Genomic DNA, 21,248 nt, shown 5'->3' with positions numbered 1-21,248 from the left:
GGCCTATGACGGGCGCTTCAAGGACATCTTCCAGAAGGTGTTCGACGAGGAGTTCGCGGCCGAGTTCAAGGAAAAGGGCCTGACCTACGAGCACCGCCTGATCGACGACATGGTGGCCGCGGCCATCAAGTGGTCGGGCGGTTTCGTCTGGGCGTGCAAGAACTACGACGGCGATGTGCAGTCCGACGTGGTGGCCCAGGGCTTCGGCTCGCTGGGTCTGATGACCTCGGTGCTGATGACGCCGGACGGCAAGGTGCTGGAGTCGGAAGCCGCCCACGGCACCGTCACCCGCCACTACCGCCAGCACCAGAAGGGCGAGGCCACCTCGACCAACTCGATCGCCTCGATCTTCGCCTGGACCCGCGGCTTCTCGCACCGGGCCAAGCTGGACGGCAACGCCGAACTCGCCGCCTTCGCCGAGACGCTGGAGCGCGTGGTGGTCGAGACCGTCGAGGCCGGCCACATGACCAAGGACCTGGCGCTGCTGGTCGGCGACCAGCAGGGCTGGCTGACCACCGAGGGCTTCCTCGACAAGGTCGCCGAAAATCTGACGAAGGCCATGGCCGCCCGGTAGGCGCGCCTGTTTACGGCCAATCGGAAGGCCCGCCGGATTCGCGTCCGGCGGGCCTTTCGTTTGAGCGGGACCGGTGTTCGTGCATTGATGCGGTTGATCGTGGAGGCGCCCGTGAAGAAGCTGTTCGGCAACCTGCTGCTGCTGGCCGTCGTGGGGGCGGTGGTCAGCTTCTTCGCCGCCCCGGCCGTGGCCTTCTTCGGCATCCGCTCGGCGGCCGACGCGAACGACGTCGCCGGCCTGTCGCGGCTGGTCGACTTCCCGGCCGTCCGCCAGTCGCTGCGCCCGCAGCTGTCGGGGAACCCGGCCGCTATGGCGCCGGCGCCGACCTTCCTCGAGGATCCGATCGGCGCCGTTCGCCGGCGGCTCGAACCGACCGACACGGCGGCGATCGCGGACGCGGACGCCTATCTGACCCCGGCGGCGCTGGCCGGCCTGACCCGCGGCGACGGCCGTTACGCCTCCCAGCGCGCCGCCGCGCCCGAAGGGGAGCCAAGCGCAAACCCCATGCCCGCGCCGGTGTTCTGGGGCGTCAACCGGGTGCGGATGGCCGTCACCGACGAGGGCGGTTCGCGCACCATCTTCACCTTCGAGCGCAAGGGGCCGTTCGAATGGAAACTGGTCCACATCGGCCTGCCCGAGGGCGTCGCGCCCACGCCGGCGGCCGCGTCCCGACCCGAGGCGGCTCCGGTTCCGCGCGTGATGAAGAGCGGCAAGGCCGGCGGCTGACCGCTTCGCCCGCTGGCCTGAGGCGGCGACTCGCCGCAACCGTAGCCGTGGGGAGGCGTTTCGACGCCAGAGGGTAGCATGATCAAGAAGCTCATCGTGGGCGGCGCCGCCGCGGCCATCGTCATCCTGGTCGCCGCCTGGGCCGCCGCGCCGGTCCTGGCCGCCCAGGCGCTCATCCGCGCCGCGAAGGCCGGGGACGCCGACCGGCTGGAGCAGCTGGTCGATTTTCCGGCCCTGCGACAGAGTCTGAAGGACGAGCTGAACGCCGAGCTGGCGGCCCAGATGCGCCGAGATCCCCGCATGGCCGAGAGCGGCCTCGGTGGTCTCGGCCTGATCCTCGCGCCCATGCTGCTGTCCGGGGCTGTCGATGCCGCGGTCACGCCCGAGGTGGTGGCGCAGATGGTCACCACGGCCGAGGCGCCCGACCCCACCGTGCGCGATCAGCCGGAGCCGGGCGACGCCGCGGACAAGGGTGACGACATCCACCAGGCCTGGGGTTACCGGGATCTCAACGCCTTCGCCGTCACCCTGACCGACCGCGATCATCCGGACCAGCGGCTGGCCCTGATCCTCGAACGCCGCGGCCTGTTCAGCTGGAAGCTGGCGGCCGTGGACATCCAGAACGACGCCCGGCCCTAACCGGCCAGGGCCGCCCGCACCGCCGCCAGTCCGTCCTCGGCCTTGCCGCCGTCCGGGGCGCCGCCCTGGGCGAAGTCCGGCTTGCCGCCCGCCCCCTGTCCGCCCATGGCCAGCACGGCGGCGCGGGCCAGATCGGCGGCGTTGATCTTGCGCGTCATGTCGGAGGTCACGGCCACGGTGACCGCCGCCTTGCCCTCGGACACGCCGATCAGGGCGACAACGCCCGAGCCCACCTGTTTGCGGAAGTCCTCGGCCACGCCGCGCAGGCCCTTGCCGTCGACCCCGTCGAGGACGCGGGCGATCAGGTTGACCCCGTTGATCTCTTCCGGCGCGGCGTTGCCGCCGGAGCCGCCGCCCAGCGCGAGCTGCTTCTTCAGGTCGGCGACCTGCTTCTCCAGAGTGCGCACGGAGCCGGTCAGGGCCTCGACCCGGGCCGGCACGTCGGCGGGCTGGACCTTGAAGGCCTGCGCCAGCTTCCGGGCCACCCCGGCCTGGGCGAGGAGATACTGGCGGGCCGCCTCGCCCGTCAGGGCCTCGATGCGGCGCACGCCGGCGGCGATGCCGCTCTCCGAGACGATCTTGAACAGGGCGATGTCCCCGGTCCGCGCCACATGGGTGCCGCCGCACAGTTCGACCGAATAGGGCTTGTCCGCCTCGGTCAGCGAACGGCCCAGCGTCAGCACCCGGACCTCGTCACCGTATTTCTCGCCGAACAGGGCCACGGCGCCGGCCTCAATGGCAGCCTGCGGGGCCATCATCTTCGTCTCGGCCGGAAGGTTCTGGCGGATGACGGCGTTCACCTCGTCCTCCATCCGCGCCAACTCGTCCTCGGTGACCGGAGCGTTGTGGCTGAAGTCGAAGCGCAGGCGTTCGGCGTCGACCATCTGGCCCTTCTGGGCCACGTGGCCGCCCAGCACGTTGGCGAGCGCCTTGTGCAGCAGGTGGGCGGCCGAGTGGTTTGCGCGGGTGGTCAGGCGGGCGTCGGCGGCGACGCGCAGCTGGACCCGGGCGCCGATGGCCAGCGTGCCCGAGCTGATCTCGATGCGGTGGGCGAACAGGTCGCCGGCATGCTTCTGGACGTCGAGCACGACGCCGGCGCCTTGCTGGCCGGTGGCGTCGGTCCACTCGATCTCGCCCTTGTCGCCCGCCTGGCCGCCGCCCTCGCCGTAGAAGGGGGTCTGGTCGAACAGCACCTCGGCGGTCTCGCCGGCGCCCAGTTCATCGACGGAGGCCCCGTCGCGCACGATGGCCAGCACCTCGCCCGACCCCTCGACCGAGTCGTAGCCGGTGAAGACGGTCGGCCCGAGGCGATCGCGCAGGGCCAGCCATTCGCCAGCCGAGGCCGTCTGGCCGGAGCCGGTCCAGTGTTCGCGCGACCGGTTGCGCTGCTCGGTCATGGCCGCCTCGAACCCTTCGGTGTCGACGGTGAAGCCGCGGCGGCGCGCCTCGTCCTGGGTCAGGTCGAGCGGGAAGCCGTAGGTGTCGTACAGGGTGAAGGCGGTCTGGCCGGGCAGGACGCCGCCCTCGCCGAGATCGCGCGAGGCGTCCTCCAGCAGGCCCATGCCGCGGCCGAGGGTCGTGCGGAAGCGGATTTCCTCCTGCTTCAGCGTGTCCTCGATGAACGCCTGCGCGCGGCGCAGTTCGGGATAGGCCTCGCCCATCTCCCGCACCAAGGTCGGCACCAGCCGGTGCATCAGCGGATCGGCGGCGCCCAGCAGGTGAGCATGGCGCATGGCCCGGCGCATGATCCGGCGCAGGACATAGCCGCGGCCCTCGTTGGAAGGCGTCACGCCGTCGGCGATCAGGAAGGACGACGAGCGCAGGTGGTCGGCGATGACCCGGTGGCTGGGGGCCTGTTCGCCGACGGCCTGGGTCGAGGTCGCGTCTTCGGAGGCCGCGATCAGGTTGCGGAAGAGGTCGGTCTCATAGTTGGAGTGCACACCCTGCAGCACGGCGGCGATGCGCTCCAGGCCCATGCCGGTGTCGATCGACGGCTTCGGCAGCAGGGTGCGGCTGCCGTCGGCCGTCTGCTCGAACTGCATGAAGACGTTGTTCCAGATCTCCACGAAGCGGTCGCCGTCCTCGTCGGGCGAACCCGGAGGACCGCCGGGGATGTGATCGCCGTGGTCCCAGAAGATTTCGGTGCACGGCCCGCACGGGCCGGTGTCGCCCATCGACCAGAAATTGTCGGAGCCGGCGATGCGCACGATCCGGGACTCCGGCAGGCCGGCGATCTTCTTCCACAGGTCGAAGGCCTCGTCGTCATCGATGTAGACGGTGACCATCAGCCGGTCGGCGTCGAGCGCGAACTCCCGGGTGCACAGGTTCCACGCCATCTCGATGGCGTGCTCCTTGAAGTAGTCGCCGAAGGAGAAATTCCCCAGCATCTCGAAGAAGGTGTGGTGACGGGCGGTGTAGCCGACGTTGTCCAGATCGTTGTGCTTGCCGCCGGCGCGGACGCATTTCTGCGACGAGGTGGCGCGCTTGATCGCCCGCGTCTCCTGGCCGGTGAAGACGTTCTTGAACGGCACCATGCCGGCGTTGACGAACAGCAGGGTCGGGTCGTTCTGCGGCACCAGCGGAGCCGACGGGACCTTCTCGTGCCCGTCGGCCGCGAAATAGTCGAGGAAGGTCGAGCGGATCTGGTTCAGGCTGGCCATGGCGGGTCGTTCTGGGGAGGCGAAAAGGAACGCGCCTCATATAGGGGTTTCGACCCGAAAGCATCACCCGGCCGTGATCGGGCGGCTCAGGCGGGGCGGGGCGCCCCCGGCATGCGCTGCGCGATCCAGGCGATGGGCAGGCCGACGCACAGGATGTGGATCACGATCGGCTTCATCGCCGCCATCACGCTGTCCGGAGGCGACAGGGTCGAGGCCGAGAGCGGCACCACCACGAAGGCCATCGCCAGCCAGACCAGAACGCCATAGGCGACGCCCGCCGGGAACCATTGCCGGCGCAGCGCCGGAACCTTCCGCGCGGCGAGAACGAACACGGCGGCGATGCCCAGCATGATGGCGTAGTGGGAGGCGAGGCCCAGCCAGGCCGTCGGCCAGCCGCCCCGGTATGCCGCGGACCCCAGCCAGCCGCTGGCGACCGATTGCAGCACCACCCGGGCGGGTACCTGCAGGTTGGTCAGGATGGCCGCGCCGATGTCGAGCGTGCCGGCCGCCAGCGTGGCCAGCAGGATGGCCCGGCCCGACGCGCCCCTGTCTGTTCCTGCCATGATCCTGCCCCCCCGTTTCGGGGAAGCCTAGGCGTCGCGGGCGGCGCTGACCAGTGGTCGGTCAGTCCTCGTCGTCGACCTCGTCCGCGGCGGCCTCGTCCTCGGACAGGAGGTCGTCGAGGGCGTCGATGATGGCGTCGATCTGCTCGGGCGTAGGCGACGACGGCCATTGAGGCCCCGCCGTCGCCCTCGATCTCGAGCAGGTAGCCCGACGGGGTTTCGGACAGGGTGAACTGGCTGAGGGACTGGACCTGGGGGTCGGCCATGGGGGGCTCCGGTTTGACGAAGCCGACAACCGCCGCGCTCGCGAAAAAGGTCCCGCTTGCGAAAAAAAGGCCGCCCGATCCGGGTGGGGATCAGGCGGCCGCTCCGTCCGGCCCGGCCCGGCGGGGTCGATGGCGGGTCGGCGGACCCGGCCGGAGAAGTGGGGTGGCCGACTCCGGGACCTGAAAATCAGGGTGGCGGAGTCGGCAGGGTCGCTTGGGCTCTGAAAACAGGGGGGCAGAGTCGACAGAGTCGGCCCGACCTCAGCCCTCGAGGTCCTGGCCCTCGTCGGGTTCGGGCGTGCCCAGCAACTCCTCGGCGATCTTGTTGGTCGAGGCGCGCACGGCCTTCTCGATCGAGTCGGCGATGTCCGGGTTGGCCTTGAGGAAGGCGCGCACATTCTCGCGGCCCTGGCCGATGCGCTGGCTGTCGTATGAGAACCAGCTGCCCGATTTCTCGATCACCCCGGCCTTGACCCCGAGGTCGATGATCTCACCCAGCTTGGAGATGCCCTCGCCGTACATGATGTCGAAGATGACCTCGCGGAACGGCGGGGCGACCTTGTTCTTGACCACCTTGACCCGGGTGGTGTTGCCGACGACCTCGTCGCGGTCCTTGATCGCGCCGGTGCGGCGGATGTCGAGGCGGACCGAGGCGTAGAATTTCAGCGCATTGCCGCCGGTCGTCGTCTCGGGCGAGCCGTACATGACGCCGATCTTGTGGCGGATCTGGTTGATGAACAGCACGATGCACTGCGACTTGTTGATCGAGGCGGTCAGCTTGCGCAGCGCCTGGCTCATCAGTCGGGCCTGCAGGCCGGGCAGGCTGTCGCCCATCTCGCCCTCGATCTCGGCGCGCGGCGTCAGGGCGGCGACGGAGTCGACCACCACGATGTCCACGGCGCCCGAGCGCACCAGGGTGTCGACGATCTCCAGCGCCTGCTCGCCGGTGTCCGGCTGCGACACCAGGAGGTCGTCGAGGTTGACGCCCAGCTTCTGGGCGTAGCCCGGATCGAGGGCGTGCTCGGCGTCGACGAAGGCGGCGGTGCCGCCCGACTTCTGGATCTCGGCCACGGTGTGCAGGGCCAGGGTTGTCTTGCCGGAGCTTTCCGGGCCGAACACCTCGATCACCCGGCCGCGCGGCAGGCCGCCGATGCCGAGCGCCATGTCGAGGCCCAGCGAGCCGGTCGACACGGACGGGATCGCCTCGGCGACGCCGCCCTTGCCGAGCTTCATCACCGAGCCCTTGCCGAAGGCGCGGTCGATCTGGGCGATCGCCGCCTCCAGGGCCCGCTGCTTGTCGCCGTCGTCCTTGCCCACCAATTTCAAATTCGCCTGTGCCGCCACCTTGCCACTCTCCCTTGCCATGATTCCCGTTCGGTATTCCGGGGGAGAGGCCCGCCTTCGGTCCGATGACCGTGACCCGCTCCCTGTGAGCAGGGATATGTGCACGGTTTGTTCCGGTTGCCAATATGTTCTTTTCCAGACCAGCCGGGCACACGTCCGATTTTGACGTGACGTAGCTGAGCGCCGGTTGCCGGTTTCGGATTGCCTGCTTGCGCGGGCCTGCCCCAAGCGACATTATCGATCCGGTAACACAGGTCGCCGAACGGCGTAGGGTGGCGTGGGGCGTGGAGGGACGTTCCTGCGTTGGGTCATGGCCCGAATCCAATCGGACCGGCTGTTGACGCTGGCGGGGCGTCGGGGGGCTGTCGGCATGAGCGAATCCAGCACGACGGACAGCGGCGACGAGGAAGCGCTGACGCAGTATGCGCTCCATCTGCCGGCCTTCGGCGACGACACGGCCCGGATCGTGACATGGCTCGTCGATGTCGGGGAGCATGTCGCCGAGGACCAACCCCTCGTGGTCGTGGCTGTGACGGCGGGCGAGGGAGAAGTCTGCTCGCCGGTCGCGGGCGTGGTCGTCGATATCGCGGTCGACGAAGAGGACGTCGTCGCGGTGGGGACGGTGTTGGCGATGATCGACACCTCGGCCGACCGGTCACCGATCGCAGCCCCGGTCAAAGGCCGGGCTTCGGCCGAAGATCCCGGGAACCGGCCGCCCGCTCCGGTCCCGGAGGCAGGGGCCCGCGGCTCCGCGGGCCCCGCGGAGCAACAGATGTTTCAGGCTCTGCCGCTGTTCGACCCATTCTCTCCGCTCCCGGTCGAGACGCGGCTGACGTCGCTTCTGGAGGGCGACATCATGGGCGGGGATCGCCTGGTTTCCTTGCGGTCCCTCTACGAGGATGTCCTTCTGCCGGCGTGGACGCGGTTCGTCGACGCCGCCGACGCCTGGCTTGAGGACACGGATGCGAAAGCCGGGACCTGCGGCAAGGCGGTGAAGGACGTCCATGAACGGGCAGTCGCCGGGTTCAAGGAGGACTATCGCCAGCGGGGCGCGGCCACGCAGGGCGAGCTCTCCGCCATCCAGGCCGAACTGGCAAGACGGCTGAAGGCGGGCGAAGTCCTCGGACGCAAGGCGTGGGCGCGGGTCGGGGTGGGTCTGGAGCTGCCCGCACCCGAGATCGAGCTGGAACGGCGGCGGACTGCGCCGGACCAGGACGCCGACAAGCCTGGCCCGACCCTGGCGGCGCTGGACCGGCAGATCGGCGACCTGCCCCAGATCCCCCGCGCGTCGGAAGACAAGACGCTGCAGCACTATTGGTGGTGGGCCGGCATCGCGATGTTCGCGGTAGGCCTTGGAACCGGGAATCTGATCGTCGCCATAATCCTCGGGCTCGCAGGCGGCGGGGCGGTGTTCGGCATGGGCGCCATACATCGGTCGAACGCCGGAAACGCCTATGACGCGATCCTGGACGCGATCGCCCGGGACCAAGCCTTCTCGACGCGCGATCTCGCCCGGCGGGCCGGGGAGTTCCAGAAGGCCTTGAGCGAAGCGCAGAAGGTCGTCGACCGGCAAACGGCGGCTTCGGCTTCGGCGCGCGACACAGCCCTGAAAGCGATCGCCGATGCGAGGCAGGCCGCGATCGGTGAGGCTCGCGACGTGTACCGCGCCGGCGTCGCCAGTTTCGAGCAGATCGCGGGCCGGATCGGCGCGAATATCGAAGAAACCGTGGCAGGGGCGAGCGACCTCTACGCGCCCTGGGAGGCGTTGGCCGAGCTGCCCGACCGGCAAACGGAGCTGCCCTATGTCGAGCAGGTCCGCTTCCGGGTCGGCGAAACGAGTCTGGAGCCGCCACGGACGTCGGCGCTGTCCAACGCTCAGGCCTCAGGCCTGAAGACGGCCGGTCCCTGGTTCTGGAGCCTGGCGGGGGGACGCTCGCTGCTGTTCGTGGATTCGGGGCCGTCGGGCGAGGGGCGCGACAGCTTCGCGGCGCCTATTCTCACGCGCATCCTGAATCAGCTCCCGGCCGGCAAGGCCCATCTGACGCTGTTCGATCCCCTCGGCCTGGGGCGCAACTTCGGGGCCTTCATGAGGCTCGGGGACTTTTCGGACCAGATCATCAACGGTCGGGTCTGGGCCAACGCCGACGACATCCGGCAACGGCTCAAGGACCTGATCGGCCACATAGAACGCGTCACCCAGAAATATCTGCGCAACGAACACGCCGATATCGAGAGCTATAATTCGAAGGCCGGAGAGATCGCCGAAGCCTACCGGATTCTGGTTCTGGCCGATTTCCCGGAGTGCTTCGACGAAGACATCCTGCGGGACTTGCTCCGCATCCTTCAGAACGGCCCCCGTTGCGGCGTCTTCGTGATCATGCACGCCAATACGTCGGCGGCTCCGCCCCGCGGCATCGATCTCGACGTCCTGCGGCCCTGGTTTACGGAGCTCAGGCGGCGGGGCCCGTCGCGCGCGTTCGAGGTCGTCGATGATGGATCGTCCGACGCCGCCGGCCGCGTGATCGCTTTCGACTACGCGCCCGAGGACGCCCGGACCAACGCCATCGTCGAACGATACGGCGCCGGCGCGCAGAAGGCTCTCAAGGTCGAGGTCCCGTACCAGCGCCTGCTCGAATTGGCCGGCCACGGCGACGGACTGTGGAGCAACTCCTCGGCGGACGGGATCAGCGTTCCGCTGGGTCCGGCAGGCGGCAAGAAGAAGACGCTGTCGCTGGAGCTTGGAAAGGGCCTCTGCCACCACGCCTTGCTGACCGGGCGGCCGGGCTCCGGCAAGAGCAACCTTCTGCACGTTTTTATCACCACAGCGGCCCGCCTGTATTCACCCGAGGAGCTGCAGTTCTACCTCGTCGACTTCAAGCAGGGGGTCGAGTTCAAGGCCTATGCCGAGGCCCGGCTGCCGCACGCCCGGGTCATCGCCGTCGAGAGCGAGCGGGAGTTCGGGCTCAGCGTCCTGCAGGGCCTCGACGCCGAGATGACACGACGCGGCGCGCTGTTCAGGGCTCATGGCGCGGACAATATCGCCGACTACAGACAGAAATCCGGCGCGCCGATGCCCCGCATCGTCCTGGTGATCGACGAATTCCAGGAGCTGTTCGTTCGGGACGACAAGCTGAAACGCGAGGCGATCACCCTGATCGGCAGGCTGGTCTCCCAGGCCCGGTACGCGGGCATCCACCTTCTCCTGGGCTCCCAGAGTCTGGCTACGGCCACTCTGGAACGCGCCGTCCGCGATCAGATGACTGTGCGCATCGCCCTGCAGTCGAGCGAAGCCGACTCGCGTCTCATACTCGCCGAAGACAATACGGCGGCCCGAACCCTGACCCGTCCCGGCGAGGCCATATACAACGATGACGCCGGCAGCCTTGGCGGCAACCACCTGTTCCAGGTCGCGCTGTTTTCCAACGATGACCGCCGCCGCGAGCTGGCGAAGATCGCCGAACATGCCCGGGCGACGAAGTGGGCCGGCGAGCCCCCGATCGTATTCGAAGGGCATGAACCCGGAGACATCACCCGATGCGCGCCGTTGAACGGGTTCTCCGGCGCGGCCGTGGAGACGCCGACGGAATTGCGCCTGTGGGTGGGCGAGCCGACGGCCCTGCGGCCGGCGACCGCCGCCAGCCTGAAACGCCATGCCGGACGAAACGTGCTCATCCTGACCCGCGACGAACACCAGGGGGTCGGCGCCGCCCTGGCGGCCATGCTTTCGCTGACGGCCCAGATTCCTCCGGCGGCCGCCAGCTTCCGGATTGTCGATCTGACCTCGGCGGACGCCGCCTGGGCGGATCATCCAGAGATCTTCGCCGAGTCCGTCCCGCATGCCGTCGAGGTGACCGGTCGGCATGAGTTCAGGCGCGTGGCCGCCGAACTGGAGGCCGAGGTCCAGCGGCGCTCGGACGACGGCCTGATGAAGGAAGCGGCTGTATTCATGGTGCTTCTGGGGGCCCATCGGGTCCGCGAACTGAAGCAGGACGACGCCGGCTCCATGTTCGGCGACCTGAGTGAGGAACCGGTCAATGTGCGCCGCGCCCTTCAGACCGTACTCCGGGACGGTCCCGAGGTTGGGGTGCACAGTCTCATCTGGTGCGACGCCTATGCGAACCTTGAACGGGCGCTGGATCGGGGAGGGCTCGGCGAGCTGGGCGTCAAACTCGCCGGTCCCCTGAGCGATCAGGAATCCCGCCGTCTCTTTGACGAGGACGCCGCTGCTCATCTGGACAAGCCCCATCGCATGGTCCTGGGCGACGACGACCGGGTCGGTGTTCTGGAGGTCTTCCGACCCTACCAGGCGCCCGTCGAGGCGTTCCTGCGAGAATTCGGCGCACGACTCTCGGCGGCGCCGACCAAGCCTCCACGGCACGCCAGAAAGAAGGGATCGTAAAATGGTCGATCAGTCCGCTCATCTTGACCCCCGGAAACTGCGGGAGTTCGGAGACGACCTGCAGTCCACGGTCAACTTCTACAAGGACGTTCTGGGCAGGCTGGAGGGAGGCGTAAGCCGCCTCGGCAATTCGTGGCGGGACCAGCAATACGCCGAATTCGTCCAGGAGGTGAAAACGCTGCGGCAGGGCCTGGCCGTCTACATCGCGGAAGCCGAAGCCGCGCGCAAACACCTCATCAGACTGTCCGACGGCGGCGAGGACATCCTGAAAGTTCAGATACGGTAACCGCGGAGAAGGCCCATGTCGCAAATCATTGTCAGTCCCCGGGAACAGCGGGCGTTCGCCAATTCGCTCTGCAATATCTCTCGCGAGATGATCAGTCGGGAGCGCGCGTTGACGTCGAAGCTGACCGCGCTTGGATCGACGTGGTCCGACAAGCACTACAAGCGGTTCTCGCAAGCCCAGACGACGATGGAGCTGCACCTCAAGGCGTTTCACAACCGCTCCCAGCTCTACTGCAACTATCTCGAGCGAAAGGCCAAGGCCGGCGACGCCTATCTCGGCCTGTGACGACGCATGAGCGATCAGGCCGATCTGCGGAACACAAGCGTGCTGGCGCAGCTCCTCGCAACGGTCGAGGGGTTCAGCCGGAGCATCGGTTCGATCGCGGCTGAAGCGAACGACGACGCCAGGCCCCGACTGGAGCGCATCGAACGGAGCGTTCACGCGGCGCTCGAACGCGTTCGCTGGGCCCGGCGCGCGGCGGCCGAAGCCGACGAGGACAGTCGCGACGACGCCCTGCGCGATCTTGAAGAGGCGGAAGACCTGCTCGCCGCCCTGGAGGCCGCGGCCAGCCGGGTGCGGGACGCGCTCGGCCGCTATCGGCATGCGGCGCGTGAACTGAACGCCGCCGACTTTCGCGGCGCACGGGCGTATCTGGCGGCCCGGCTCGAGACCGCCATGGCCTATGCCGGCGTGGCGCCGGGGCGTCCGGGGCAGGGGCGGCCGGCAATCGACGGCGCTGGCGGGACCCGGGGGAAGGAGGACGCACCCTTGCCTGCGGAACTCCCGCCCCTGCCCGCCGGATTCAGCTGGGTCCCCCTCGGGGACATCGACCTCCCGGACGAGGCCGCGCTCGTCTGGGAAAAGGGGGTCGATCGCTCGACGATGGTCGCGGGACTGCAGGCATTCGCGCGCGACCTCGCGCCTCTGCTGGCGCATGGGGCGGTCTCCGCGGACGACCTCGCCGGTTTCGACCGCGCCACGGGCCGCAACGGCGCGTCCGGCGTCCATCCGCAAAGCCTGTCCAATCTTCACGCCGTCTTCTTCGGGGCGGATCCGATCGCGGCGGAGCGGTATCCCGACGGGAAATACCGGCTGGCCAGCGGCCGGCACCGTACCGCCGTGGCGAGGAGTCTGGGCTGGACCCATGTTCCCGCGAGGAACTCGGGGCGCCGATGAGGAACGCGATCGAGAGCTCGTTCCGGCTGCGAAACCGGCTGGATATGGCGATGGGACTGGCTCGCTCCGACTGGCGGGACAGCACGGCCCAGACCTTCGAGAACCGCTATTACGAACCGCTCGCCCGAAGGCTGGCGGCCTATATCCACGCGGCGGAGAACCTGCTCGAGGCGATTGAGGACGCGGAAAGACTCGGGTGACCTCAGCCTCTCGGGGGCGGCCGCCATCCACTGGGCGGCGGCGTCCAGTCCCTTGGCGGGCGCTGCGGCTGAACGGGACGGGCGCGCGACCTGGGCGGGCGCTGGGACCGCGCCCGGCGCGCCGCCGCCTCCGCTTCGGCCCGGTCGAAATCGCGGATCGCGGTCAGTTCCTCGTCGAAGGCCCGCCAGAACTCGTAATAGCCCGCCCGAAGCGCCATAGGCGCCATTTCGCCGACGCAGGCCTGCTGGACACAGTCCACGTTCGGGGAGGTGGAAACGAAATCGACGGCGATCTCTGTTCCGTCCCGGGTGGAGGAGCCCGTCACGGCGGTCACGGTCAGCACCTCCTCGCCGGGAGCCATGACGAGCCGGGCCCCCGAAGGTCCGATCGCCTGCACGAAGACCTGCCGCATCCTCGGTTCTTCGGACAGCCGGACCTGTTCGTTCCACGACCAGCCGCCGTCGGCGAAAGTGCTTTCCGCCACTACCCTCGGCGGCTGTGATCGGCTGTCGTCGACGACGAGGCCGATGCGGCCCATGGTCTCCACAGCGGCGCGGTGCGCCTGGGCCGGCGTCCCGTCGACGATGCGGCTGGCGAGCTCGGCGCGCGTCATGCGGTTCTCGGCCGCCCACACCTGCTCCAGCCGCTGGGTTGCGAGCATGCGCTGTTCCATCGAGGTGGAGGTGGCGCAGCCTGCGCCCAGAAGCGCCAGGGCCGCGACGGCGGCGCGCGCGGCCAGCCTGATGTTTCGACCGCCCGGTTCGTTCATTGCCAGATCCCCCGCCGCTCGGCCTGCGCGGCGGCCTGCATTTCCACATATTCCGGCGGAGCGTCCGGACTCACGCGCCCTCCGCCGTTCGAAATGGCCGCCGCCGCGACGTCGTAGCCCTGGCTTTCATCGGCGCCCGTCCAGCATCGATGGGAGCCGTTCGCCAGGGGCTGGCAGGTAACGACCCCGCCCTGCTCGTGAATGAAGCTGGTCATCTGACCGGCGGGAACGCCTCCTTCGCCGATCACCCCATGCAGCCGGACCGGCACGCCGGCGACGACGAGGTTGCCGGTATCGATGACTTGCGGCGAGCCCGAGATCGTCGGCGCCGCCGGGACGGCGTCGACCGCCGTGAGGGCCGTCCCCGCCGTGACCACGGTCCGGGCCTGCGTGGAGCCTGCCCTGAAGGGGTCGAGAGTCACCAGGACGATCACGGCGATGGCCGCGGCCGCGGCCCCGCCGGCGCCCCACAGCACGAGCGGCGACGGACGTCGTCCGCGCCCGAGCCTGGACTTGAGCTCATCGACGCTCTTCCTGAACCGGTCCATGACTCCACGGGACGCAGAAGCCGGCTGCAGGACGGGTCTGGGCGGGGCGACGGCCTCCATCCTGATGACCTGTGGCCCCTCGGCCTCCCGGGCAGCGATATCCGGCGACGCTATCTCCGGAGGGGGCGTCGGCTCCAGCGGAGCGGGCGCCTGCACGTCGGTCGTTGAGGCGCTTTCGGTCGCGGGCGGGTCGGCGTCGTCCGGTCCGGCGGGGGCCTCGGCGGTGTCCCCGCCCAGGGCCGGAATCTCCGATCTGGCCAGCCAACCCTGGCCCCAGTTCATGTAGATCTTGTAGGCGGCGATGAACGGGTAGGCGCCCATCACCAGCAGGGCGTAGGCGATCCCGCCGTACTTGTGCCCCTGCGCCAGGCCGATGACGGCGTCGCCGACGGTCTGCCCCCGGCGGGAGAGGATGATCTTGTTGGCCCGGTATTGCGGCTCGAAACTGCCGACCAGGAGCCCAAGCCCGCAAGCGAGAAGGAACAGCGCCAGCGGGAACATCTGGCCCGCCGTCATGAAGAAGCCACCGACGAGCAGAACCCCCACGCCGGTCTCCATCCACGTGGCGTGATACTTGCGGCCCCGCGATACACGAACGACATCTTCGAGGCTGGCGACGTCCGCGGCGTGCGCGCTCTGAGACAGGTCGAGGGCCTTCAGGCGGTCGAGGCAGTCGGCCGCAGTCTTCACCTGAACCGACGTCGTCGGGTAGAGCCCCGGCGCGATGTCCGCGCCCGAGGCGAGGCGAAGGATCTTTTTCGCGGCGCTTACCACAGTGGTCCCGCCTTCGGTCTCGACCTCAGTCCAGCCCCTGAGCGCACGGTCCAGATAGGCTTCGGCAAGAAGGTCGCGGAAGCTCTCGTCCGTGGGGTTCTCGCGTTGCAGGGCCATGAGACGGGCGAGGCCGGCCTGCCAGCCGGTCTCACCCCGGGCTTCGATGGAAGCCAGGGCCGCCTGGATCTGAGGGGCATCTGGTTCCAGCCGCCCAGCCTCCAGCAGGGCCGCCATCGCAGCCTCCCGCTCGCCGAGATCGCTCTTCGCCAGGCCCAGGAGAAACCAGGCCTCGGCAAGGCCGGGGCTCAGGTTCCTGGCGCGCTCCAGATCCTGCACCGCCTCCCGGGCGCTGCCGGCGATCAACGACGCCCGGCCGATCTCGATCAGCAGCACCGGGTCGTCCGGGGCGGCGACCCGCAATTCGGACGCGACAATCCGCGCCGCCACCAGATCACCCGCCTGCAGACGATCCTGCAACACGGCGAACCGTTCCGGGGTCGTGGCGGGCGCGGCGCCGCCTTCGCCCGTCAGTCTCAGGGCGCGCATCGACCGCGGCGCTTCGCGCGCGACGGGTGATACATCAGCCTTCAGTCTGATCATGGCTGGGTGCTGGTCCTGAGCAGGCGACCCGATCCGCCCCGCACGCGCACTGTCGACGATCAACGATATCGGTCACGGTCCATGAGTCAATGAACGACGATCTGTAAGATGACGTCGCGGTCCGCCGGAACCGGTTCAGCCGATCCGCGCCGACATCGGTTCGGCGAGCCGGGCGCCGACCGACAGGACGCCGCCCAGAACCAGCGCGGCCAGCGCCGCCATCAGCCAAGGCCTGACGGCCCCCCGTTCGGGCGACAGCGGACGGACCAGCATCAGCATCAGCAGGCCCATAAGGACCAGCACGCCGGGAAGGTCCAGGCCGATGCCGAGGAAGATCGGGTGCGACAGGCCGATCAGCCAGGCGCCCCCGATCACCGCCGCCGCCGCGATCGGGGCCAGCGAGCGCGCCCGCGTCAGGCCCGGATCGAGGCTCGCCGCCAGCGCCGCCACGATCGTCGCGAGCAGCCCCGGCCACAGGAACAGGAAGGCCGTTGCGGGCGCCGCCGCCTGGGCGGCGGCGGCGATCACGAGGACCAGGGCGACCAGGCCGAGCCAGCCGCCCCACGCGGTCCGCGCCGCCAGCCCCGGCGCGAGCGACAGGCCTATGGCGACGACGGAGGCGCCGATCACCACCGGATTGCCGAGGCCGCCGAGCACGAGGGCCGCCACGGCGGCGGCCGCGACGGCGAGGGCGGTGATGCGCCGGTCCGGCCGCCCGCGCCCGCCCAGCAAGGCCATGCCGAGGGCCAGCACCGTCAGGGCCGCGCCGGCCTCCATCCACGGCAGCCGCCCCAGCAGCGTATAGTAGGCGGCGGCGCTCTCGGCCCGCTGCGCCATCGGCCCGGCCCGGGTCCGGACGGCCTGGGTCAGGACCAGGCCGGCGGCGACGAACCAGACACCGTCCACCGCGCCCCGGCCGACGTCGGTCAGGGTCAGGCCCGCCCGGCGCCTCGCCCGCCACGCCGCCGCCGCCAACAGCGTCATGGCCAGCGCCAGCAGGCCCCAGCCCGCCGCCGGCGGATGGCTGAGAATGTCCTGGCCGAACAGGTCGGCGTAGACCGTGTCGGCGCTCCGCTCCGGCAGGCCCTCCGCGCGCAGCAGGGCGTCGGCGTTCTCCAGCGTCTGCGACCCGATGTGCTGCACCGCGCCGCGGTCGAGCGCTTCGGGGGTCGACGACGGGGCGTGATACTGGTCGGGCCGGCCGATGAAGGCGAGGTTCAGCCCCGGCACGCCGCGGTCCTTCGGCACGGTGAAATCGGTGCCGTTCGGCATCCGCTCGTAGACGAACACCGCCAGCGAGTTGGAGGTGACGCCGCCGTCGGCCTTCCGTCCGGCGCGGCCGAAGGCGGCGATGGTTTCGGCGTTGCCGCGCCCGGTCGCGAACATCATGGCGCGGCCGCCGCCGCCGCGCGCCTCGAGATTGATCACGGCGCCGATCCGGTCGCGCAGCGGATGGTCCGCCCAGAACGCCCGCGCCCCGTCCAGCCCGATTTCCTCGGCGTCGGTCAGCAGCACCACCAGCGTCCGCTCCGCCGGTCCGCGCGCGCGTATCGCCCGCACGCTCTCCAGCACGGCGGCCACGCCGGTGGAATCGTCCGCCGCGCCCGGCGAGCCCGGCACGGTGTCGTAATGGACCATCAGGGCCACGGCGGGCAGGGCGGGGTTCCGTCCGGGCAGCACGCCGATCAGGTTGGTGGCGGTGAAGTTCGCCGCTTCGGGGTCGCCGCCCATCCGCCGCAGATAGTCGGCGGAGCCGCGCGCGAGCGGCCCGGTCTGGGTCGAGGTCTGAAGGCCGAGATCGGCCATCCGCCGCAGCAGGACCGCGCGCACCCGGGCGTGATCGGCCGAACCGACCGGATGCGGCCGTTGCGCCAGTTCGCGCACGTCAGCCATGGCGCGTTCGGCCGAGAAGGCGGTCGCCGGCGCGTCCGCCCCCGCCGGCTTCGGAACCTGCAGGGAGGCGACGCCGATCAGCAGCGCGAGCGCCAGCGAACCGGTCAGCCAGAACAGCCGCATGAGACATCCTCCCCGATGACGGCCGAGGCTAGGTCAATGTCAGGGAAATGCGAAGGCCCCGCCGAGCCCTCAGGCCGCGCGGCGCAGCGCCGCCGGCGTCTTGACGAACAGGCCCTTGCGGCCCGCCACCGGGCGGAAGGCGATGCTGTCGGCTTCCAGCGCCTCGTCGGCTCCGAGGAACAGGCAGCCATCGTCGACCAGCCGCCGCTCGAGATTGTCGAGAGTCTGGGCCCTACGCGCCGGCTCCATATCGGTGAGCACATAGCGGCAGAAGATGACGTCGAACCGGTGGTCGTCCGCCGGCGGGTCCAGCAGGTTGGCGCGGGCGAAATGCACCGCGGCGCGCAGCTGGGGCTTGGCGATCCAGTTGTCCTCGGCCTGATCGAACCAGGCCAGCATGGTCCCGGCCTTCAGGCCCCGCTGGATCTCGAAGCCGGTGTAGGCGCCCGAGCGGGCCTTCTCCAGGGCGCGCTGCGACAGGTCGGTGGCGACGATCTCGACCGGGAAGCCGGCGCCGAGGGCGTCGATGGCCAGCGACCAGGGCTCCTGTCCCGTCGAGCAGCCGGCCGACCAGACCTTGACGGGGCCGCCGCCGCGCGCCGCGGACAGGGCCGGCAACAGCTCGCCGCTGAAGATGTCGAATGTCGCGCGGTCGCGCCGGAACCAGGTCTCCGGGTTCAGCAGCGCCTCGATCACGGCCCAGCCGAGTCCCGCCACCGGCCTGGCCCACAGCGACGCCAGCAGGGTGTCGACGGTCTCATAACCCTCGCGGCGGGCCAGCGGACCCAGCCGGTGTTCGGCCAGCTTCATGCGATCGCGCGTCAGCCGGAAACCGGCGCGCGAGGCCATCAGCGACTGCAGGCGGTCGAAGTCCTCGGGCGACATGGGTTCAGACGGCCCCCACCTCGGCGAATTTCGACGTCAGGATCTCGCCGTCGAACGGCTTCATCACATAGTCGTCGGCCCCGGCCGAGAGGGCTTCGGCGATGCGTTCGGCGCGCGTCTCGATGGTGCAGAAGAGTACCTTGGGCCCGGTCCCGCCCGGCAGAGTGCGCAGGCGGCGCAGGAAGGTCATGCCGTCCATGACCGGCATCGACCAGTCCAGCAGGATGACCTCGGGCATGACGCCGGCGCAGAAGGCCAGGGCCTCGGACCCGTCGGCCGCCTCGTCGACCTCGAAGCCGAGGCCCTCGACGATGCGCCGAGCGACCTTGCGGATAATCCGGCTGTCGTCGACGATCAGACAGGTTCTGGGGGTCAAGGCCTGGGTTCCGGAACTAACGCGCACAACGCCCGCGTGTGCGTGCCGTCTATAATCACTGTGCGCCGGTTAACGAGTCCTTGGGAAACCGGCTTAAGCCTCAGTTAGGCATGTGGGCGGTGAGGGAGACGCGGCCCTCGTCGGCCTGGACCTCCAGCGTCCCGCCGGCGTCATTCGCCGTCAGCCACAGCCAGTAGGGCTGGATCCACTGGCCCTGCAGGCCTTCGCCCAGCGGCCGGCCCGCCAGCCCCGCCACGGCTTCGGGCTTCAGCCGGGCCCGTGCGCCCTCGGCCAGGCCGGTGATCTCCAGGGCGCCGCCGTCGCGCCGGGTCGAAACCACGGCCGCGCCCCCGGACGGGAGGGCCGCCATGGTCAGCCAGGCCAGGTTCACAAGTGCGCGAGCCTCGGCCTTCGAATAGTCGCCGCCGTCGGCGCGCCAGTCGAGCGTCGCCCGTCCGCCCTCGGCCATGCCGGCGACCAGTTCGCCCAGTTCCGCGCCGGAGAAACGCTCCGCCGAGGTCGAGGCCCCGAACGCCACCCGGGCGAAGGCCACCAGCGCCACCATCTTCTTCGCGCTGGCCTCTATCAGCCCCATGGCGTCGTCGCGCATGTCCTGGGCCGTGGGGTCCTTGAGCAGATCCAGGCCCGAACTGATCGCCCCGGCCGGGCTGATGAAGTCGTGGCACAGCTTGCCGGCGACCAGCGCCGCCAGGGCCTGGCCGTCGGGGAGGGCGGAAGGGGAGGCGGTGTCGGTCATCGGGCTCGAAAACAACAGGTGATCGGTCGCGCGAACGCTGCCCTGATTTGCCGGTTCTTCAAACCGCCGCGATGGTCTATCGGAGCGGCCATGAGCAAACGACTGACCGCCGACCTCGCCTCGGGCGCATTGACCGAGGCGCTGGCCGACATCGCCGAGGACGCCGCCCGCGTCATTCTCCCTCACTGGCGCAACGGCGTCGTCGCCGAAGCCAAGGCGGACGACAGCCCCGTCACCCGCGCCGACCGGGAGGCCGAAGCCCTGATCCTGGAGCGGCTGGAAGCCCTGTACCCCGGCGTCCAGACCGTGGCCGAGGAGGCCGTGGCCGCTGACGGCGCGCCCGCCGAGGCCGACGACTGGTTCTGGCTGATCGATCCGCTGGACGGCACCCGCGGCTTCATCGAGGGCCGCGAAAGCTTCACCGTCAACATCGCCCTGGTGCACAGGGGCTCGGTGGTCGCCGGCGTGGTCACCGCCCCGGCGACGGCGACCACCTGGCGCAGCGGCGGCCCGGGCGCCGGCGCCTTCCGCCGCCGTTTCGGCGAGGCCTGGCAGCCCATCAGGGTGCGCAACCGGCCCGCCTCGCCGATGGCCGTGATGAGCCACAGCATGACCGACGTCGAGGCCGAACGCCTCGCCTCGCGCCACGGCTGCGTACAGTGGCAGGGCACGGACTCGTCGCTGAAATTCTGCCTTATCGCCGAAGGGCGGTTCGACGCCTATCCGCGCACCGGCCCGACGTCCGAGTGGGACACGGCGGCGGGCCAGGCGGTGCTCGAGGCGGCCGGCGGCCGGGTCATGGCCGAGGACGGCCAGCCGCTCCGCTACGGCAAGTCCTGCTTCGCCAACGGCGGCTTCGTGGCGCTGGGGGGCTAGGCCCGCGCCACCCTCTCCGGCGTCGCCAGCACTGCGCGCTGCATCAGCGACGGCGCGCCCCATTCGCGGGCGGTCTCCAGCGCCTCGGCGAGCATCAGCCCGACGGCGCGCGGCTCGGTCGCGGTCAGCCGTCCCTTCGCCATCGCCAGGTGGGCCATGCCGATCTGGTCGGCGGCCCAGTCGAGCGGCTCGGTGCGTCCGGCGTCCGCGAGCCGTCGGCGGACGATCGCCTCCAGGCCGGTCAGCGCCTCGACGTCGACCATCGCTTCGGCCAGCGCCGCCTCGGCGGCCAGCCGCCGCTCGCGGGCCAGGGCCCCGAGGATCAGGCCGGGCTCGCGGCTCAGGGCCTCGGCTTCGGCCAGCAGCAGCAGCGGGGTGTCGGCCTGGGCCCGGGCCATGCGGACGGCGACCCAGTCGAGCGGGCTGTGGTCGGGCGTGAACTGATCGGCGGCGGCGTCGAACAGCGCCTGTCCCTGGATCTTCGCCGCCTCGTTGCGGGCCAGTTCCGCCAGCGCCATCAGACCCGCCCCGGCCAGGGCCAGCGCGCGCGCCCGCGTCAGGGGGCGGTAATCGGGCGAGGCCGTCTCGACGAGGGCGCGCAGGTCGCGCCCGGCCTGGTCCAGCAGACGACCGTCGCGCCGCGCCACCCCGGCCTCGAGCGCCAGCGTGGCGCGGTCGAGCCGCAGTTCGTCGCCGATGCAGGGCGGCAGGGCGCGCGCGCCGTGCAGCGCCGCATCCAGAAGGGCGGCCGCGTCGAGCAGGGTGGAGGGCTGGCCGGACAGCCGGGCCCGCCGGGCGCAGAGCCGGGCGTGC

At 70.2% G+C, this 21,248-nt stretch carries 18 protein-coding genes and 1 pseudogene; 9 read left to right on the top strand and 10 right to left on the bottom strand.

All coding sequences use genetic code 11. The features are described from left to right. From VGD32_RS03785 to VGD32_RS03775, 3 genes are all read left to right on the top strand, one after another. Positions 1-574 (top strand): NADP-dependent isocitrate dehydrogenase (locus tag VGD32_RS03785; RefSeq protein WP_331030568.1); only part of this gene is annotated, 574 nt, incomplete at its 5' end. Between the two features lie 111 nt (positions 575-685). Continuing rightward, the gene (locus VGD32_RS03780; RefSeq protein ID WP_331030567.1) at positions 686-1,300 is read left to right on the top strand and encodes a DUF2939 domain-containing protein; all 615 of its coding nucleotides are present in this window, start codon (positions 686-688) and stop codon (positions 1,298-1,300) included. 78 nt (positions 1,301-1,378) lie between these two features. Beyond that, positions 1,379-1,939 carry a DUF2939 domain-containing protein gene (locus tag VGD32_RS03775; protein ID WP_331030566.1) on the top strand — a complete coding sequence of 187 codons (561 nt, stop codon included), beginning with the start codon at positions 1,379-1,381 and terminating at the stop codon, positions 1,937-1,939. On the opposite strand, the gene alaS is transcribed toward VGD32_RS03775, so the two are convergent. From alaS to recA, 3 genes are all read right to left on the bottom strand, one after another. Then, positions 1,936-4,599, bottom strand: coding sequence for an alanine--tRNA ligase (alaS, locus tag VGD32_RS03770; RefSeq protein WP_331030565.1), 2,664 nt, complete (start codon positions 4,597-4,599; stop codon positions 1,936-1,938). The two genes, VGD32_RS03775 and alaS, sit on opposite strands and share 4 nt — an antisense overlap. An 86-nt stretch (positions 4,600-4,685) precedes the next feature. Beyond that, positions 4,686-5,162, bottom strand: a complete 477-nt coding sequence (locus tag VGD32_RS03765; RefSeq protein WP_331030564.1) for a hypothetical protein — start codon at positions 5,160-5,162, stop codon at positions 4,686-4,688. Positions 5,163-5,689: 527 nt separating this feature from the next. Then, positions 5,690-6,772: a recombinase RecA gene (gene recA / locus VGD32_RS03760; protein WP_331030563.1), complete on the bottom strand. Its 1,083-nt coding sequence runs from the start codon at positions 6,770-6,772 to the stop codon at positions 5,690-5,692. A 370-nt stretch (positions 6,773-7,142) separates the two neighbouring features. Between recA and VGD32_RS03755 the strand changes: the two genes are divergently transcribed. The 5 genes from VGD32_RS03755 (at position 7,143) to VGD32_RS03735 (ending at position 12,833) form a co-directional block, all read left to right on the top strand. Beyond that, positions 7,143-11,171: an FtsK/SpoIIIE domain-containing protein gene (locus VGD32_RS03755; RefSeq protein WP_331030562.1), complete on the top strand. Its 4,029-nt coding sequence runs from the start codon at positions 7,143-7,145 to the stop codon at positions 11,169-11,171. A gap of 1 nt (position 11,172) precedes the next feature. After that, complete coding sequence (locus VGD32_RS03750) at positions 11,173-11,457, top strand: hypothetical protein (RefSeq protein ID WP_331030561.1); 285 nt, start codon at positions 11,173-11,175, stop codon at positions 11,455-11,457. Positions 11,458-11,565: 108 nt separating this feature from the next. Continuing rightward, positions 11,566-11,742 carry a hypothetical protein gene (locus tag VGD32_RS03745; protein WP_331030560.1) on the top strand — a complete coding sequence of 59 codons (177 nt, stop codon included), beginning with the start codon at positions 11,566-11,568 and terminating at the stop codon, positions 11,740-11,742. 6 nt (positions 11,743-11,748) lie between these two features. Beyond that, entirely contained in the window at positions 11,749-12,633 is an 885-nt protein-coding gene (locus tag VGD32_RS03740) for a hypothetical protein (protein ID WP_331030559.1), read from the top strand. Continuing rightward, on the top strand, positions 12,630-12,833 hold the full coding sequence (locus tag VGD32_RS03735; RefSeq protein ID WP_331030558.1) for a hypothetical protein: 204 nt from the start codon (positions 12,630-12,632) through the stop codon (positions 12,831-12,833). The genes VGD32_RS03740 and VGD32_RS03735 overlap by 4 nt, the downstream gene beginning before the upstream one ends. 2 nt (positions 12,834-12,835) lie before the next feature. On the opposite strand, the gene VGD32_RS03730 is transcribed toward VGD32_RS03735, so the two are convergent. The 6 genes from VGD32_RS03730 to chpT all read right to left on the bottom strand — a co-directional run bounded on the left by VGD32_RS03730 (position 12,836) and on the right by chpT (position 19,559). Then, positions 12,836-13,603, bottom strand: a complete 768-nt coding sequence (locus VGD32_RS03730; RefSeq protein ID WP_331030557.1) for a hypothetical protein — start codon at positions 13,601-13,603, stop codon at positions 12,836-12,838. Beyond that, positions 13,600-15,525 (bottom strand): tetratricopeptide repeat protein, encoded by a 1,926-nt coding sequence (locus tag VGD32_RS03725; protein ID WP_331030556.1) that lies wholly within the window; start codon positions 15,523-15,525, stop codon positions 13,600-13,602. Before VGD32_RS03725 ends, VGD32_RS03730 begins: the two co-directional genes overlap by 4 nt. Positions 15,526-15,660: 135 nt before the next feature. Further along, the gene (locus VGD32_RS03720; protein ID WP_331030555.1) at positions 15,661-17,541 is read right to left on the bottom strand and encodes a M20/M25/M40 family metallo-hydrolase; all 1,881 of its coding nucleotides are present in this window, start codon (positions 17,539-17,541) and stop codon (positions 15,661-15,663) included. A gap of 69 nt (positions 17,542-17,610) precedes the next feature. After that, complete coding sequence (locus tag VGD32_RS03715) at positions 17,611-18,426, bottom strand: protein-glutamate O-methyltransferase CheR (RefSeq protein WP_331030554.1); 816 nt, start codon at positions 18,424-18,426, stop codon at positions 17,611-17,613. Between the two features lie 4 nt (positions 18,427-18,430). Then, entirely contained in the window at positions 18,431-18,802 is a 372-nt protein-coding gene (locus VGD32_RS03710; protein ID WP_331030553.1) for a response regulator, read from the bottom strand. Between the two features lie 100 nt (positions 18,803-18,902). Next, entirely contained in the window at positions 18,903-19,559 is a 657-nt protein-coding gene (gene chpT, locus VGD32_RS03705) for a histidine phosphotransferase ChpT (protein ID WP_331030552.1), read from the bottom strand. Positions 19,560-19,649: 90 nt separating this feature from the next. Between chpT and cysQ the strand changes: the two genes are divergently transcribed. Then, complete coding sequence (gene cysQ, locus VGD32_RS03700) at positions 19,650-20,435, top strand: 3'(2'),5'-bisphosphate nucleotidase CysQ (RefSeq protein ID WP_331030551.1); 786 nt, start codon at positions 19,650-19,652, stop codon at positions 20,433-20,435. On the opposite strand, the pseudogene VGD32_RS03695 reads toward cysQ, so the two are convergent. Next, a pseudogene (locus tag VGD32_RS03695) lies at positions 20,432-21,248 on the bottom strand (hypothetical protein); the annotation flags it as partial. The gene cysQ and the pseudogene VGD32_RS03695 overlap by 4 nt on opposite strands.

The organism is Brevundimonas sp. (genome assembly GCF_036402095.1).
GTDB lineage: Bacteria > Pseudomonadota > Alphaproteobacteria > Caulobacterales > Caulobacteraceae > Brevundimonas.
The sequence above is the reverse complement of the archived record's forward strand: the minus strand, read 5'-3'. Positions and strand labels throughout refer to the sequence as shown.

Excerpts from the sequence above, each read along its gene's own strand:
- VGD32_RS03715 (WP_331030554.1), bottom strand. The coding sequence starts at position 18,426 with ATGTCGCCCGAGGACTTCGACCGCCTGCAGTCGCTGATGGCCTCGCGC.
- VGD32_RS03735 (WP_331030558.1), top strand. The coding sequence starts at position 12,630 with ATGAGGAACGCGATCGAGAGCTCGTTCCGGCTGCGAAACCGGCTGGAT.
- VGD32_RS03755 (WP_331030562.1), top strand. The coding sequence starts at position 7,143 with ATGAGCGAATCCAGCACGACGGACAGCGGCGACGAGGAAGCGCTGACG.
- alaS (WP_331030565.1), bottom strand. The coding sequence starts at position 4,599 with ATGGCCAGCCTGAACCAGATCCGCTCGACCTTCCTCGACTATTTCGCG.
- VGD32_RS03740 (WP_331030559.1), top strand. The coding sequence starts at position 11,749 with ATGAGCGATCAGGCCGATCTGCGGAACACAAGCGTGCTGGCGCAGCTC.
- VGD32_RS03730 (WP_331030557.1), bottom strand. The coding sequence starts at position 13,603 with ATGAACGAACCGGGCGGTCGAAACATCAGGCTGGCCGCGCGCGCCGCC.
- cysQ (WP_331030551.1), top strand. The coding sequence starts at position 19,650 with ATGAGCAAACGACTGACCGCCGACCTCGCCTCGGGCGCATTGACCGAG.
- VGD32_RS03720 (WP_331030555.1), bottom strand. The coding sequence starts at position 17,541 with ATGCGGCTGTTCTGGCTGACCGGTTCGCTGGCGCTCGCGCTGCTGATC.
- chpT (WP_331030552.1), bottom strand. The coding sequence starts at position 19,559 with ATGACCGACACCGCCTCCCCTTCCGCCCTCCCCGACGGCCAGGCCCTG.
- VGD32_RS03775 (WP_331030566.1), top strand. The coding sequence starts at position 1,379 with ATGATCAAGAAGCTCATCGTGGGCGGCGCCGCCGCGGCCATCGTCATC.
- VGD32_RS03765 (WP_331030564.1), bottom strand. The coding sequence starts at position 5,162 with ATGGCAGGAACAGACAGGGGCGCGTCGGGCCGGGCCATCCTGCTGGCC.
- VGD32_RS03725 (WP_331030556.1), bottom strand. The coding sequence starts at position 15,525 with ATGATCAGACTGAAGGCTGATGTATCACCCGTCGCGCGCGAAGCGCCG.
- VGD32_RS03750 (WP_331030561.1), top strand. The coding sequence starts at position 11,173 with ATGGTCGATCAGTCCGCTCATCTTGACCCCCGGAAACTGCGGGAGTTC.